General features: G+C 69.6%; 15 protein-coding genes. 7 read left to right on the top strand and 8 right to left on the bottom strand.

Translation table 11 applies throughout. From position 1 onward, the window contains the following. Window positions 1–220: 220 nt before the first annotated feature. Entirely contained in the window at window positions 221–1564 is a 1344-nt protein-coding gene (locus tag GKQ77_RS16160; RefSeq protein WP_219689474.1) for a UDP-glucose dehydrogenase family protein, read from the bottom strand. A 209-nt stretch (window positions 1565–1773) separates the two neighbouring features. On the opposite strand from GKQ77_RS16160, the gene GKQ77_RS16165 reads away from it, so the two are divergent. Continuing rightward, window positions 1774–2931 carry an acyl-CoA dehydrogenase gene (locus GKQ77_RS16165; RefSeq protein ID WP_219689475.1) on the top strand — a complete coding sequence of 386 codons (1158 nt, stop codon included), beginning with the start codon at window positions 1774–1776 and terminating at the stop codon, window positions 2929–2931. Window positions 2932–3055: 124 nt separating this feature from the next. On the opposite strand, the gene GKQ77_RS16170 is transcribed toward GKQ77_RS16165, so the two are convergent. Together GKQ77_RS16170 and GKQ77_RS16175 are read right to left on the bottom strand one after the other, a co-directional pair. After that, the gene (locus tag GKQ77_RS16170; RefSeq protein WP_219689476.1) at window positions 3056–3298 is read right to left on the bottom strand and encodes a hypothetical protein; all 243 of its coding nucleotides are present in this window, start codon (window positions 3296–3298) and stop codon (window positions 3056–3058) included. Further along, on the bottom strand, window positions 3295–3606 hold the full coding sequence (locus GKQ77_RS16175; RefSeq protein ID WP_258021406.1) for a glycine-rich domain-containing protein: 312 nt from the start codon (window positions 3604–3606) through the stop codon (window positions 3295–3297). Before GKQ77_RS16175 ends, GKQ77_RS16170 begins: the two co-directional genes overlap by 4 nt. 33 nt (window positions 3607–3639) lie before the next feature. On the opposite strand from GKQ77_RS16175, the gene GKQ77_RS16180 reads away from it, so the two are divergent. The 3 genes from GKQ77_RS16180 to GKQ77_RS16190 are packed head-to-tail and all read left to right on the top strand — an operon-like array spanning window position 3640 to window position 5244. Beyond that, on the top strand, window positions 3640–3894 hold the full coding sequence (locus tag GKQ77_RS16180) for a hypothetical protein (RefSeq protein WP_219689477.1): 255 nt from the start codon (window positions 3640–3642) through the stop codon (window positions 3892–3894). Further along, window positions 3866–4381 (top strand): DUF6879 family protein, encoded by a 516-nt coding sequence (locus tag GKQ77_RS16185; RefSeq protein WP_219689478.1) that lies wholly within the window; start codon window positions 3866–3868, stop codon window positions 4379–4381. The genes GKQ77_RS16180 and GKQ77_RS16185 overlap by 29 nt, the downstream gene beginning before the upstream one ends. Before the next feature lie 14 nt (window positions 4382–4395). Next, window positions 4396–5244 (top strand): helix-turn-helix domain-containing protein, encoded by an 849-nt coding sequence (locus GKQ77_RS16190; RefSeq protein ID WP_219689479.1) that lies wholly within the window; start codon window positions 4396–4398, stop codon window positions 5242–5244. 77 nt (window positions 5245–5321) lie between these two features. Here the strand turns inward: GKQ77_RS16190 and GKQ77_RS16195 are convergent, their stop codons facing one another. From GKQ77_RS16195 to GKQ77_RS16205, 3 genes are read right to left on the bottom strand one after another with little or no spacing between them, the layout of a single operon-like run. Continuing rightward, window positions 5322–6539, bottom strand: a complete 1218-nt coding sequence (locus tag GKQ77_RS16195; protein ID WP_219689480.1) for a dipeptidase — start codon at window positions 6537–6539, stop codon at window positions 5322–5324. Window positions 6540–6543: 4 nt separating this feature from the next. Beyond that, complete coding sequence (gene purE / locus GKQ77_RS16200; RefSeq protein ID WP_125513164.1) at window positions 6544–7077, bottom strand: 5-(carboxyamino)imidazole ribonucleotide mutase; 534 nt, start codon at window positions 7075–7077, stop codon at window positions 6544–6546. Then, on the bottom strand, window positions 7074–8228 hold the full coding sequence (locus GKQ77_RS16205; protein ID WP_219689481.1) for a 5-(carboxyamino)imidazole ribonucleotide synthase: 1155 nt from the start codon (window positions 8226–8228) through the stop codon (window positions 7074–7076). The genes purE and GKQ77_RS16205 overlap by 4 nt, the downstream gene beginning before the upstream one ends. Before the next feature lie 252 nt (window positions 8229–8480). Here GKQ77_RS16205 and GKQ77_RS16210 point away from each other — a divergent pair, with 252 nt between their 5' ends. Next, complete coding sequence (locus GKQ77_RS16210; protein WP_258021407.1) at window positions 8481–9035, top strand: GtrA family protein; 555 nt, start codon at window positions 8481–8483, stop codon at window positions 9033–9035. A 23-nt stretch (window positions 9036–9058) separates the two neighbouring features. Here GKQ77_RS16210 and GKQ77_RS16215 read toward each other — a convergent pair whose 3' ends face one another. Continuing rightward, complete coding sequence (locus tag GKQ77_RS16215; RefSeq protein ID WP_219689482.1) at window positions 9059–10327, bottom strand: sensor histidine kinase; 1269 nt, start codon at window positions 10325–10327, stop codon at window positions 9059–9061. A 213-nt stretch (window positions 10328–10540) separates the two neighbouring features. Next, window positions 10541–11218 (bottom strand): response regulator transcription factor, encoded by a 678-nt coding sequence (locus GKQ77_RS16220; RefSeq protein ID WP_055534262.1) that lies wholly within the window; start codon window positions 11216–11218, stop codon window positions 10541–10543. Window positions 11219–11710: 492 nt separating this feature from the next. On the opposite strand from GKQ77_RS16220, the gene GKQ77_RS16225 reads away from it, so the two are divergent. Together GKQ77_RS16225 and GKQ77_RS16230 are read left to right on the top strand one after the other, a co-directional pair. Further along, entirely contained in the window at window positions 11711–13207 is a 1497-nt protein-coding gene (locus GKQ77_RS16225) for a peptide MFS transporter (RefSeq protein WP_219689483.1), read from the top strand. Between the two features lie 115 nt (window positions 13208–13322). Next, window positions 13323–13660: alpha/beta hydrolase (locus GKQ77_RS16230; RefSeq protein WP_219689484.1), on the top strand; the 338-nt coding region annotated here is incomplete at its 3' end.

Raw genomic sequence — 13660 nt, forward strand, 5'->3', positions numbered from 1 at the left:
GGACGGCGGGACGGCGGGCGGTGACCCGGCTGGGCGGTGACCCGGCTGGGCGGCAGGGACGGCCGGGGGCGCTGCCCCTGCGGGACGGCGGGACGGCCGAACCGGCCGGGACGGCGAACCGGCGGGGGCGCCTGGGCGCCTGGCCAGCGAACCGGCCGGGCGGCGCTGACCCTGCGGGGCGTCGGGCCAGCGACCGGCCCGGGGCGGGCAGAGGGCCCCGTTAGGCCGTCGGCCTGCCCATCGCTCGGTAGGTCCACCCGGCCGCCCGCCACACCGCGGGGTCGAGCGCGTTCCGGCCGTCCAGGATGACCGGCGCCGCCGCCACGGAGGCGAGCGCCGCCGCGTCCAGCTCCCGGAACTCGCGCCACTCCGTGAGGTGCAGCACCACATCGGCGCCGCGCACCGCGTCCACCGCCGTGTCCGCGTACCCGAGCGTGGGGAAGAGCCGGCGCGCGTTCCCCATGCCCTTGGGGTCGTACACCGTGACCTGCCCGCCCTGGAGGTGGATCTGCCCGGCGACGTTGAGCGCGGGAGAGTCCCGGACGTCATCGGAGTCCGGCTTGAACGTGGCGCCGAGCACCGCGACCCGCTTGCCGAGGAAGGACCCGCCGCCCAGCGCCTCGCGGGCCATCTCGACCATCTGGCCGCGCCGCCGCATGTTGATGGAGTCGATCTCGCGCAGGAACGTCAGCGCCTGGTCCGCGCCCAGCTCACCGGCCCGCGCCATGAAGGCGCGGATGTCCTTCGGCAGGCAGCCCCCGCCGAAGCCGATACCGGCCCGCAGGAACTTCTTGCCGATCCGGTCGTCATGGCCGAGCGCCTCCGCCAGCTTCACGACATCGCCGCCCGCGGCCTCGCACACCTCGGCCATGGCGTTGATGAAGGAGATCTTCGTGGCGAGGAAGGAGTTGGCGGAGGTCTTCACCAGCTCCGCGGTCGGGAAGTCGGTGACGACGAAGGGCGAGCCCTCGGCGACCGGCGTCGCGTACACCTCGCGCAGCAGCTTCTCGGCGCGCTCGCTGCGCACGCCGACCACGATCCGGTCGGGGCGCAGCGTGTCCCGTACGGCGAAGCCCTCGCGCAGGAACTCCGGGTTCCAGGCCAGTTCGACCTCGTCGCCCGCGGGGGCCAGCTCCAGGATGCGGGCGGCGAGCCGGTCCGCGCTGCCGACCGGCACGGTGGACTTGCCGACGACGAGGGCGGCCTTGTTCAGGTGCTTGGCCAGTGACTCCACGGCGGAGTCGACGTACGACATGTCGCACGCGTACTCACCGTGCTTCTGCGGGGTGTTCACGCAGATGAAGTGGACATCGCCGAAGTCGGCGGCCTCCGCCCAGTCCATGGTGAAGCGCAGCCGTCCGGTGGCCCCCTCGATGCCCGCGACGTGCTTGCGCAGCAGCTCCTCGAGGCCGGGCTCGTACATGGGGACCTCGCCCCGCTGGAGCATGTCGATCTTCTCGGGCACGATGTCGAGACCGAGGACCTCGAAGCCGAGTTCGGCCATGGCCGCGGCGTGCGTGGCGCCGAGATAGCCGGTGCCGATCACGGTGATCTTGAGGGCCATGCGGTGCTCCAGAGGGTGTGCGGGGCTTACGGCTGCGCGTGCGCTGACCGAGCATAGTCGGGCGTGTCCCGGCCGCTCACGGGGCGTGTTCACGGCGCTCGCCGAGGCCGCCGGTGGGCTGTCGCCAAGCTCACGTATCCGTGGCGCGGGCGACGGCACTAAAATTGGGTTACTTAACGGTAATTAGCATCCTTGGAGCGTGAGAGACCTTGGCCGGATCGGCTGATTTCGACCTGTACCGCCCGTCCGAGGAGCACGACATGCTCCGGGACGCGATCCGCTCGCTGGCCGAGGCGAAGATCGCGCCGTTCGCCGCCGCGGTGGACGAGGAGGCCCGCTTCCCGCAGGAGGCCCTCGACGCCCTCGTCGCGAACGACCTGCACGCCGTGCACGTCCCGGAGAGCTACGGCGGCGCGGGCGCCGACGCCCTGGCGACCGTCATCGTGATCGAGGAGGTGGCCCGCGTCTGCGCCAGCTCCTCCCTCATCCCGGCCGTGAACAAGCTGGGCTCGCTGCCCGTCATCCTCTCCGGCTCCGAGGAGCTGAAGAAGAAGTACATGGGTCCGCTCGCCGCCGGTGAGGGCATGTTCTCGTACTGCCTCTCCGAGCCGGACGCCGGTTCGGACGCGGCGGGCATGAAGACCAAGGCCGTGCGCGACGGCGACTTCTGGGTGCTCAACGGCGTCAAGCGCTGGATCACCAACGCGGGCGTCTCCGAGTACTACACGGTCATGGCCGTCACCGACCCGGCCAAGCGCTCCAAGGGCATCTCCGCGTTCGTCGTCGAGAAGTCGGACGAGGGCGTCTCCTTCGGCGCCCCGGAGAAGAAGCTCGGCATCAAGGGCTCCCCCACCCGCGAGGTCTACCTCGACAACGTCCGCATCCCCGCCGACCGCATGATCGGCGAGGAGGGCACGGGCTTCGCGACGGCGATGAAGACCCTGGACCACACCCGCATCACCATCGCGGCCCAGGCCCTCGGCATCGCCCAGGGCGCCCTCGACTACGCCGCGGGCTACGTCAAGGAGCGCAAGCAGTTCGGCAAGCCGGTCGCCGACTTCCAGGGCGTGCAGTTCATGCTCGCCGACATGGCGATGAAGATCGAGGCCGCCCGCCAGCTGACGTACGCGGCGGCGGCGAAGTCGGAGCGCGGCGACAAGGACCTGACCTTCCAGGGCGCGGCGGCGAAGTGCTTCGCGTCGGACGTCGCCATGGAGGTCACGACGGACGCGGTCCAGCTCCTCGGCGGCTACGGCTACACCCGTGACTACCCGGTGGAGCGCATGATGCGCGACGCGAAGATCACGCAGATCTACGAGGGCACGAACCAGGTCCAGCGCATCGTGATGGCGCGCAACCTGCCGTAGCTGGGTTTTAGCAGGTCAGCGGCGAGTTTGCCCATCACCTGCGCAAACACAACGGCCCCCGGCACTCTGCCGGGGGCCGCATTCGCGGCAGGGGCGTTCGTTTGTTGGCCAGGGTCGCAGACGCTCAGCCGTCCTTGGGCGGAATGATGAATCCTCGCATCGGTCCTGAACCCGGTTTCTCCTCTGGGAACTTGGCGGCCACAGATGCGAGCGCATCAGCGGTGACGTCCCGGCGCGTGGTCGGGTCGGCTGTGTCGTACACGCGCCAGGTCCCTGCCATGTTCTCCGGGTCCTCTGGTGCGACCACGCCTGGGATACCCAACTGCCTCAGCACGGCGTCAACTTGCCGAGCCTGCTCAGCGTTCACGCTTCCGCCTTTCTATGCTCGCGGTCGGCCTGACTACCGCCACCGCCCGAGCAGTGCGAAGCGCACTTGCCCGGATTGATAGGGCCGCAACCGCCGGGCTTGGGTGTGTGGGAGCAGTTCGCCGCCACCGATACCAGGGCCTTGGTCGGGCCCGTCCACAGTTCGCTGTCGACGGTGTGCCCGGCCTGCTCGATGATGGCCACCGTACGTGTGAGCGCGTGTTCATCGTGCCGCTCTTCGTCGGGACGCTCGGGCCAGTGATGCACGAACCGCCCCAGACGCTCGCACAGCTTCAGATGCTGCTGCAAGCCCGAGCAAGTACCTGGACCAGGGAGCCTGCCATGGCCGTGGAATTCGTTGGGATCGACCCCGACACGGACCGGGACCACTGCCCCACCGTGTGGGCGGACGCGGAAGCACAGGAGATCTTGTTGCAGGGGTGGAAGCCAACCCCCGAGACTCAGGCGGAATGCGAGGCAAGCAGCCCCGCGAACGGCTCGGTGCCGGAGACCGAGGCCGTCGTGAGGATTCCGGCCCGAATGATCCCGATGATCAGGGAGGCGTGTGATGCCCTCGAGCGTGCCCAGCTTCGCTGAGCTGCTTGGCCAGTGTGAGCGGTCCGCTGTCCACTTGGAACTGCGTGATTCCTACGCCGCCACGGAACGGTTCGAGGCGTGGAAGCGTGGGGAGCGGATCAAGTGGGAGGACCGTGAGTCCTGGTGGCATCCCTATGACCAGTTGATCGCTGACGCCGTGGCCAGGGGCGTCGTGATCCGAAGGGCGCGGGTCGTCTCCGAGCCGGTGTCGGAGTACATCCGCTGGGAGCACTACGTCACCCATGCCAACGTCACCGCCGGGGAGCAAGTCCGCTGGCTGCCCCGGCGACGAGCCACGGCCATCCCCCTGCCGGGTAACGACTTCTGGTTGTTCGATGACGGGCTGCTCCGGGTGCACCACTTCTCGGGTGACGGCGCGGTGGTGGAGGACGAGATCACGGCCGATCCGGAAGCCGTGAAGCTGTGCTCCGCTGCATTCGAAACGGTCTGGGAGCGAGCGATCCCGCATCCCCAGTACAAGGTCTGACGAAAGCCAGCTCCGTGTCTCAGCACCCGTCCTCACGCGTTCAGAAGGCCCGCGAAGCCCTGGCGGACCGTCTGCGGGAGATTCGGAAGGACGCGGGGATCAGCGGGCGGGAGCTGGCCGTCAGGTGCGGTTGGTCCGAGTCGAAGTCGTCCCGGATCGGGAACGCCAGGACTCCACCGTCCGATGCCGATATCCGGGCGTGGTGCCGGGCCTGCACCGCTGAGGACCAGGCTCCTGACCTGATCGCGGCCAACAGGCAGTCCGCTGGAGCGCATGTGGAGTGGAAGCGGCTTCAGCGGGCCGGTCTCCGGCGCCTGCAAGAGAGCACCGGCGACTTGTACCGGCAGACCAAGACCTTCCGCGTATACGTATCCGACGTGATCCCCGGTTTCCTTCAGACGGCGGGGTACGCCTCCGCCCTGCTGACCTCCATCGCGGAATTCCGGGGGACACCGGATGACGTGAGCGAGGCCGTGGCGGCTCGGATACGGCGTAACGAGGTGCTGAGCAAGGGCAGGCGTCGCTTCTCCTTCGTATTGGAGGAGTCGGTGTTGCGGTACCGGATGTGCAGCGCTGAGACCATGGCTGCCCAGCTCGGCCACCTGCTCGGGGTCCTGGACCTTCAGAACGTCGCCGTGGGCATCGTCCCGCTTTCCGACGAGCGGGACATGTGGCCCATGCCCACCTTCACGATCTTCGACGACAAGAGGGTGCACGCCGACACCCTCGACGCCGCCTCCACGCTCACACAACCCAGCCAGATCGAGCTGTACGCCCGAGCCTTCGAACGTCTCTCGCAGCAGGCTGTACGGGGAGCAGCCGCCCGCGCCCTGATCGCGGACGCCGTGGCATCCCTGGGCTGATGGCGCGGACCCTGCCATAGCGCCTTCGGGCTGTGGGTACCCGTCCCGCCGTACGGGACGGGTGCCCACAGCGGTGACTACCCGTCCAGCTGCTCCAGCGTCGCGAGGGACGGGCCCCTGCGGGACTGCACGTCCCTGGCCACGTCCTCCGCCGCGCCGAGAACCCGGACCGCGTTCTGCCACGTCAGCTTGGCCAGGTCGGGCTTGGACCAGCCGCGGTGGAGGAGTTCCGCGATCAGGTTCGGGTAGCCCGAGACGTCGTCCAGGCCCGCCGGGGTGAACGCCGTGCCGTCGTAGTCGCCGCCGATGCCGATGTGGTCGATGCCCGCTGCCTCGCGCATGTGGTCGAGGTGGTCGGCGACCGTGGACGCCGTCGCGAGCGGGCGGGGCGTCGACTCCTCGAAGGCCGCGTGGACCTTCATCGCCTCGGGCTTCGTGTCGAGGGGGTGGAAGCCGTGCGCGCGCATGTTCTCGTCGGCCGCCGCCGTCCAGTCGACCGCCGCCTGGAGCACGAACTTCGGTACGAACGTCACCATCGCCACGCCGCCGTTCGCGGGCAGCCGCTCCAGGACGTCGTCGGGGATGTTGCGCGGGTGGTCGCAGACCGCACGCGCCGACGAGTGCGAGAAGATCACCGGGGCCACCGAGGTGTCCAGCGCCGCCCGCATCGTCGTCGCCGCCACATGGGAGAGGTCGACCAGCATGCCGGTGCGGTTCATCTCGCGGACGACCTCGTGGCCGAAGGCGGAGAGGCCGCCGACGCCCGGCTCGTCCGTCGCCGAGTCCGCCCACGCGATGTTGTCGTTGTGCGTGAGCGTCATATAGCGCACGCCGAGCGCGTGCAGCGCCCGCAGCGTGGCGAGGGAGTTGTTGATCGAGTGGCCGCCCTCGGCTCCCATCAGGGAGGCGACGCGGCCCTCGCTCCTGGCCTTCTCCATGTCCGCCGCCGTCAGCGCGCGTGCCAGGTCCGCCGGGTAGCGGGCCAGCAACTGCTCGACGCAGTCGATCTGTTCGAGCGTGGCGCTGACCGCCGCGTCGCCGGCCAGGTCCGTACGCACGTACACCGACCAGAACTGCGCACCGACACCGCCCGCCCGCAGCCGGGCGATGTCCGTGTGCAGGCTGCCCCGCTGGTCGGCCGCGATGTCGAGGCGGTCGAGGTCGTACCCCGCCTTCTCGCGCAGGGCCCACGGCAGGTCGTTGTGGCCGTCGACGACGGGGAAGTCGGCGAGCAGGGCGCGCGCCTCGTCGAGTGGAGCGGCGGAGGGGGTCGCTGGATCGCTGGCGGGAGTCATGCGATCACTTTCCCGAACCGAAGCCGAATCCGGAACCCGCCCCCTCGACCTTCGTCCGCAGCCGCTTGCCCTTCTCCCTCGCCTGGTCGTTCAGGTCCTGCTGGAACTCGCGCATCCGGCCGAGCAGTTCCGCGTCGTGCGCGGCGAGCATGCGGGCCGCGAGCAGGCCCGCGTTGCGCGCGCCGCCGACCGAGACGGTCGCCACCGGCACGCCCGCGGGCATCTGCACGATGGAGAGCAGGCTGTCCATGCCATCCAGGTACTTCAGCGGTACGGGGACGCCGATCACCGGCAGCGGGGTCACCGACGCCAGCATGCCGGGCAGGTGGGCCGCGCCGCCCGCGCCCGCGATGATCGCCTTCAGGCCGCGGTCCGCCGCCTGCTCGCCGTACGCGATCATCTCGTGCGGCATGCGGTGCGCGGAGACGACGTCGACCTCGTAGGGGATCTCGAACTCGTCGAGAGCCTTGGCGGCGGCCTCCATGACGGGCCAGTCCGAGTCGGAGCCCATGACGATGCCAATAACGGGGGAGCTCATTCGGTGATCGTTCCTCTGAGGTAGCCGGCTGCGTGGCGGGCGCGGTCGAGGACCTCGTCCAGGTCGTCGCCGTAGGTGTTCACGTGACCGACCTTGCGGCCGGGCTTCACGTCCTTGCCGTACATATGGATCTTGAGCTGCGGGTCGCGGGCCATGCAGTGCAGATACGCGGCGTACATGTCGGGGTAGTCACCGCCGAGCACATTGGCCATCACGGTCCACTTGGCGCGCGGGCGCGGGTCGCCGAGCGGCAGGTCGAGCACGGCCCGTACGTGGTTGGCGAACTGCGAGGTGATCGCGCCGTCCTGCGTCCAGTGGCCGGAGTTGTGCGGGCGCATCGCCAGCTCATTGACGAGAATGCGTCCATCGGGTGTCTCGAACAGCTCTACCGCGAGATGGCCGACCACGCCCAGCTCCTTGGCGACGCGCAGCGCAAGCTCCTGCGCCTCGCCCGCCAGGGCCTCGTCGAGGCCGGGCGCCGGGGCGATCACCGTGTCGCACACGCCGTCGACCTGCTGGGACTCGACGACGGGGTAGGCCACGGCCTGGCCGTGCGGCGAGCGGACGACGTTCGCCGCCAGTTCGCGCACGAAGTCGACCTTCTCCTCGGCGAGCACCGGGACGCCGGCCCGGAAGGGGTCCTCGGCGTCCTCGACGGAACGTACGAACCACACCCCCTTCCCGTCATAGCCGCCACGGACCGTCTTCAGGATCACGGGGAAGCCGTCGCCGCCGTCCGTGGCGCCCTCGGCCGCGAAGGCGGCCACGTCGGCCGGGTCCCTCACGATCCGGTGGCGCGGGCACGGCACGCCGATCGCCGTGAGCTTCTCGCGCATCACGCCCTTGTCCTGGGCGTGCACCAACGCGTCGGGCCCCGGGCGCACGGGGATGCCGTCCGCCTCCAGGGCCCTGAGGTGCTCGGTGGGTACGTGTTCGTGATCGAAGGTGATCACATCGCAGCCCCGCGCGAAGTCACGCAGCGTGTCCAGGTCGCGATAGTCGCCGATGACGACATCGCCGACGACCTGGGCCGCGGAATCCTGCGGAGTGTCACTGAGGAGCTTGAATTTCAGGCCGAGGGGGATACCCGCCTCGTGGGTCATGCGGGCGAGCTGACCGCCGCCGACCATGCCGACTACCGGGAACGTCACACCCCCAGGGTATCGGCCGTTCCCGGCCACCCGGGAACGGCCGGATCCCCTCGCCCGCGCCCCCTCCCGTCACAGCGGTGCCACGGTGTCCGGGCGCCCGCGCGCGCCCGCACGGGCCGCTGGTTAGCATGGCTGGGTCGACAACGACCGAAACACCAATCCGTCGGCACGTACACGACCGGCTGAACGGCCGGTGACGAACTCCGGCCGAACGGCGCCGGTGACGAATCGACGGGGGCTGGGGCGACCACCATGACGGAACGGGGCGCACTACGGGTGCGACTGGACCAGCTGGGGCGCGAGGTCGCCAAGTTCGGGGCCGTCGGGGCGGTCGGGACGCTGGTGAACTTCGGCGTCTTCAACCTCGTACGTCATCTCACGGATCTGCACGTGGTGCGCGCGAGCGTGATCGCCACGGTCGTCGCCATCGCCTTCAACTACGTGGGGTTCCGTTACTTCACGTACAAGGACCGCGACAAGAGCGGCCGCACCAAGGAACTCACGCTGTTCCTGCTCTTCAGCGTGGTCGGCCTGGTGATCGAGAACGGCGTGCTCTACGTGGCGACGTACTGGTTCGGGTGGGACAGCAGGCTCCAGTCCAACTTCTTCAAGTTCCTCGGCATGGGCATCGCCACGCTCTTCCGCTTCTGGTCCTACCGCACCTGGGTCTTCAAGGCGCTGCCCGTGGTCGCCCATGCGGAATCGTTCCTGGAGAAGCCGGTGTCCTCCGGGGGCCCGGAGAAGTCCGGGGAGTCCGCGGGATCCGGGGAGTCCGATGAGCGGTCGGCGGCTCGGCGCGCGGGCTGACGCCACGGTGCCCCGCGGTCATCTCATCTGACCGTCTCCGCCTCGGTGTGCGTCCTCGATACGGGCGTACGCGACAGGAAGAGGGCGAAGATCGCCGGCTTGGTCTGGAGCATCTCCAGGCGGCCGCCGTCCGCCTCGGCCAGGTCCCTGGCCACCGCGAGGCCGATCCCCGTCGAGTTGCGGCCGCTGATGGTCCGCTCGAAGATGCGGGCCCCGAGGTCGGGCGGCACGCCGGGGCCCTCGTCCGTGACCTCGATGACCGCCTGGTTGCCGGTGACGCGGGTGCGCAGGGCGACCGTGCCGCCCCCGTGCATCAGGGAGTTCTCGATCAGCGCCGCCAGGACCTGCGCCACCGCGCCCGGCGTGCCCACCGCCTCCAGGTGCCGCTTGCCGGAGCTGACGATGGCGCGGCCCGCGCTGCGGTAGGCGGGGCGCCACTCCTCCAGCTGCTGCTTGATGACCTCGTCCAGGTCGAAGGCGACGGCGGAGCCGGTGCGGGGGTCGCGGGAGTTGGTGAGCAGCCGCTCCACGACGTCCGTCAGCCGTTCCACCTGGGCGAGCGCGATGGTCGCCTCCTCCTTCACCGTGTCGAGCTCGTCGGTGACGGTGATCTCCTCCAGGCGCATCGACAGCGCGGTCAGCGGCGTACGCAGCTGGTGCGAGGCGTCCGCGGCGAGCCGGCGCTCGGCGGTCAGCATGCGGCCGATCCGCTCGGCCGACGCGTCGAGGACGTCGGCGACGCGGTCCAGCTCCGGGACGCCGTACCGCTTGTGTCGGGGCCGGGAGTCTCCCGAGCCGAGGCGCTCCGCGGTCTCCGCGAGGTCGGTGAGGGGGGAGGCGAGGCGGTTGGCCTGGCGTACGGCGAGGAGTACCGCGGCGACGATCGCGAGCAGGGCGACGGCCGCGATGATCAGCAGGGTGCGGCCGACTTCCCGGGTGACGGCGGCGCGGGGCTCCTGGACGGTGACCTGTTCGCCCTGCTCGCCGGGGCGGGTGGCGCTGATGACGTCTCCGCCGGGGCGGGTGCCGATCTCGATGGGCTTGCGGCCGGGGATCTCGATGCGGGCGTAGCGGTCGCTGGCGACCTGGTCCCGGAGGATGGCTCCGGTGATCTTCTCCTCGCTGATCAGGCGGCTGTCGACGATGCTGGCGAGGCGGAGGGCCTCGGATTCGACGCGTTCCTGGGCGCTGCTGCTGATGGTCCTCGTCTCTACGATGACGAGGCTCACTCCGAAGACGGCGATCACCACGAGGACTACGGCGAGGGTGCTGTTGATCAGTCGGCGGCGCATTTACTCAGTGTCGCGGATGGAAGTGCCCTAGGGGACGCGCCCCGAAGGGGCGCTGTCCTGAGGGCGCTGGGTGCGCCCCGTCAGGGGCGCGGGGAACTGCGCGCGCAACCGAAGGACCATCCGCAGACGCGTCTGCCTACGGCCGTTCGACGGCGGGTGCGGGTCTGTTTTTGGTTGCTCGCGCAGTTCCTCGCGCCCCTGACGGGGCGCCGCTCAGCTCTTCTCGAAGCGGAAGCCGACGCCACGGACCGTGGCGATGTAGCGAGGGTTCGCCGCGTCGTCGCCCAGTTTTTTGCGGAGCCAGGAGATGTGCATGTCCAGCGTCTTCGTGGACGACCACCACGTCGTGTCCCAGACCTCCCGCATCAGCTGGTCCCGCGTGACGACGCGCCCCGCGTCGCGCACCAGGACCCGGAGCAGGTCGAACTCCTTCGCGGTGAGCTGGAGTTCGTCGTCGCCCATCCAGGCGCGGTGCGACTCGACGTCGATCCGCACGCCGTGCGTGGACGGCGCCTCCTTGTGCTCGGTGGCGCCGCGCCGCAGCAGCGCCCGGACCCGGGCGAGCAGCTCGGCGAGCCGGAACGGCTTGGTCACGTAGTCATCCGCGCCCGCGTCCAGACCGACGACGGTGTCCACCTCGTCGGCGCGCGCGGTCAGGATGAGGATCGGCACCGTGAGCCCGTCGGCGCGCAGGCGGCGGGCGACCTCGAGGCCGTCCATGCCGGGAAGCCCCAGGTCGAGTACGACCAGGTCGACGCCGCCCTGCAGTCCGGCGTCGAGAGCGGTCGGGCCGTCCTCACGCACTTCGACCTCGTAACCCTCCCTGCGCAGGGCGCGGGCCAGCGGCTCCGAGATGGACGCGTCGTCCTCGGCGAGCAGTACACGGGTCATGGAGTGATGGTAGTCCGCGCGGAACAAGGGCCGTGCGGTGATCGCGCGGTGGGGCACCACGGAGGGGAGGGCACCGGCGTAGCCTTCGGCTATGGGATGCGATTCTGAGGAACACCTTTGTTTATGTGCCGTTGGTTGCACGTAAACCTGTGATCCATCTCTCAAGTCCTTCCATATGCATCCCTGCCGTGTCGTATGGTGACGCAACGCCTAGTGCACTATTCAAGGACTTTTGGCCCGCTATGCGCGCCTTAGGTCTCTTTTATGTGCGGGCCGGCTTCGGCCAGCCTTGAAAGGAATGACCTGTGGTCGGGCCCTGCGCGCGAGGTTGCGCCCAGGGTGTGGATCCCGGAGTTCGCCTTCCCTCTCCCCCTTCCCCGGGGGTGAACCTCCCCCGGGCGTGGGGCAGGGCTGCGCGAAACCGGTGCCGACCGCCCCCCACCGGGCGCGCTCACGCTCTGTCGCGCGTCCCGAACCCACGAGGATCGACCCATGGCGTCCAGCCTGACGAAGGACTCCGCCAGCACCCCTGGCACCGAGAAGACCTTCTTCGGCCACCCCCGCGGACTGGCCACACTGTTCATGACCGAGATGTGGGAGCGCTACAGCTTCTACGGCATGAAGGCACTTCTCCCGCTGTACTTGATCGCCCCCGGCGGCATGAGCATGAGTGCCACCACGGCGACGGCGATCTACTCCGTCTACATGTCGATGGTCTACCTGCTCGCCCTGCCCGGCGGCTGGATGGCCGACCGCTTCTGGGGTCCGCGCAAGACGGTCATCATCGGTGCCTGCGTCGTCATCCTCGGCCACATCACCCTCGCGCTGCCCGGCTCGGCGACCTTCTTCGCCGGTCTCGCGCTCGTCGCGCTCGGTTCCGGCCTGCTGAAGGCGAACATCTCCGTGATGGTCGGCCACCTCTACGACGGCCCGAAGGACCCGCGCCGCGACGGTGGCTTCACGCTCTTCTACATCGGCATCAACCTCGGCGCCTTCCTCGCCCCGCTCTCCATCGGCACGGTCGGCGAGAGCGTCAACTGGCACCTCGGCTTCGCGCTCGCCGCGGCCGGCATGGCCCTCGGCCTCGCCCAGTTCATGCTCGGCTCGCGCCACCTGAGCGCCCAGAGCAGCGTGGTCTCGCAGCCCGCCACGCCGGAGCAGCGCGCCTCCGCCCTGCGCACCGGCCTGCTCTGGCTGATCGCCGCCGCCGCGCTCTACACGCTGATGGGTGTCACCGGGAACTTCGCCGACTGGGCGCTGATGCCGCTGATCATCGCGGGTCTGCTCATCCCGATCGTCGTCCTGGCGCGCATGAAGCGCGACAAGGAGCTCTCGCAGTTGGAGCAGTCCAAGCTGTCGGGGTACATCTGGTTCTTCGTGGTCGCCGCCGTCTTCTGGATGATCTACGACCAGAACGGCTCCACGCTCTCGATCTTCGGCAAGACCTCGACGACGAACAACCTCCTCGGGTTCGACTTCCCGACCTCCTGGTACCAGTCGCTGAACCCGATCTTCATCATGGCGCTCGCCCCCGTGGTCGCCTCCGCCTGGCTGTGGCTGAACAAGCGGGGCAAGGAGCCGAGCACGGCCGTCAAGTTCGCCTCCAGCCTCACGCTGATCGGCATCTCCTTCGCCGTCTTCCTCATCCCGCTGATCGACACCGCCGCCAACGGCGGCCGGGTCAGCCCGATGTGGCTGGTCGCGATCTACTTCATCCAGACCGTCGGTGAGCTGTGCCTCTCCCCGGTCGGCCTGTCGCTCACCACGAAGATGGCGCCGGAGAAGTACAGCGCCCAGATGATGGGTGTCTGGTTCCTCGCGGTCACCGCGGGCGACTCCGTGACGGGTCTGCTGACCTCTCCGCAGCTCGGCATCGACCTGAACAACTCCGGTGCCGTCGCCATCGAGGCGATCATCGCGGTCATCGCGGGCTTCGGCATCTGGACCTCCCGCAAGAAGGTCAAGCAGCTGATGGGTTCCGTCAACTGACGCTCCCCCGTTCAGGCGCCGCCTGAACCGAACGGAGGGCCGCCGCACCACCCGGTGCGGTGGCCCTCCGCGTTTGTACGGGCGTCGGGCGCCTCGCCGGAGGACCATCGGGCCCATGCGCCGCACCCTTCTCTCCCTCGCCCTCTGCGGGGCGCTGCTGTCGTCCAGTGCCGCCGCGCAGGCGGCCCCCGAGCCGCCGTCGTCCGGGCGGCTCTTCTCGTACGGGTCCCATGAGCGCCAGAACATCACCGTGTACGGGGCCGCCCGGTCCGCGCACCGGCCCGCCCTGGTGATCCTGCATGGGGGTTCGTGGGCCAGGGACACGGACTGGAGCGGGCGGGCGCGGTGGTTCGCGGCCCGGGGCTTCACCGTGTACGACACGGATTACCGGCTGACGTCGGACGCGGCGTGGCCCGCGCAGCGCGATGACGTGCTGGCCGCGCTGCGGTGGGT

Origin of the sequence: Streptomyces anatolicus, from assembly GCF_019400875.1 — a bacterium.
In the GTDB taxonomy this organism is placed as follows: Bacteria; Actinomycetota; Actinomycetes; order Streptomycetales; family Streptomycetaceae; genus Streptomyces; species Streptomyces anatolicus.

What these genes read in the sequence shown, in the direction of transcription:
- GKQ77_RS16160 (WP_219689474.1), bottom strand. Translation starts at nt 1,564, where the DNA reads ATGGCCCTCAAGATCACCGTGATCGGCACCGGCTATCTCGGCGCCACG.
- GKQ77_RS16180 (WP_219689477.1), top strand. Translation starts at nt 3,640, where the DNA reads ATGGCCGTGGAATTCGTTGGGATCGACCCCGACACGGACCGGGACCAC.
- GKQ77_RS16185 (WP_219689478.1), top strand. Translation starts at nt 3,866, where the DNA reads ATGCCCTCGAGCGTGCCCAGCTTCGCTGAGCTGCTTGGCCAGTGTGAG.
- GKQ77_RS16195 (WP_219689480.1), bottom strand. Translation starts at nt 6,539, where the DNA reads ATGACTCCCGCCAGCGATCCAGCGACCCCCTCCGCCGCTCCACTCGAC.
- purE (WP_125513164.1), bottom strand. Translation starts at nt 7,077, where the DNA reads ATGAGCTCCCCCGTTATTGGCATCGTCATGGGCTCCGACTCGGACTGG.
- GKQ77_RS16210 (WP_258021407.1), top strand. Translation starts at nt 8,481, where the DNA reads ATGACGGAACGGGGCGCACTACGGGTGCGACTGGACCAGCTGGGGCGC.
- GKQ77_RS16215 (WP_219689482.1), bottom strand. Translation starts at nt 10,327, where the DNA reads ATGCGCCGCCGACTGATCAACAGCACCCTCGCCGTAGTCCTCGTGGTG.
- GKQ77_RS16220 (WP_055534262.1), bottom strand. Translation starts at nt 11,218, where the DNA reads ATGACCCGTGTACTGCTCGCCGAGGACGACGCGTCCATCTCGGAGCCG.
- GKQ77_RS16225 (WP_219689483.1), top strand. Translation starts at nt 11,711, where the DNA reads ATGGCGTCCAGCCTGACGAAGGACTCCGCCAGCACCCCTGGCACCGAG.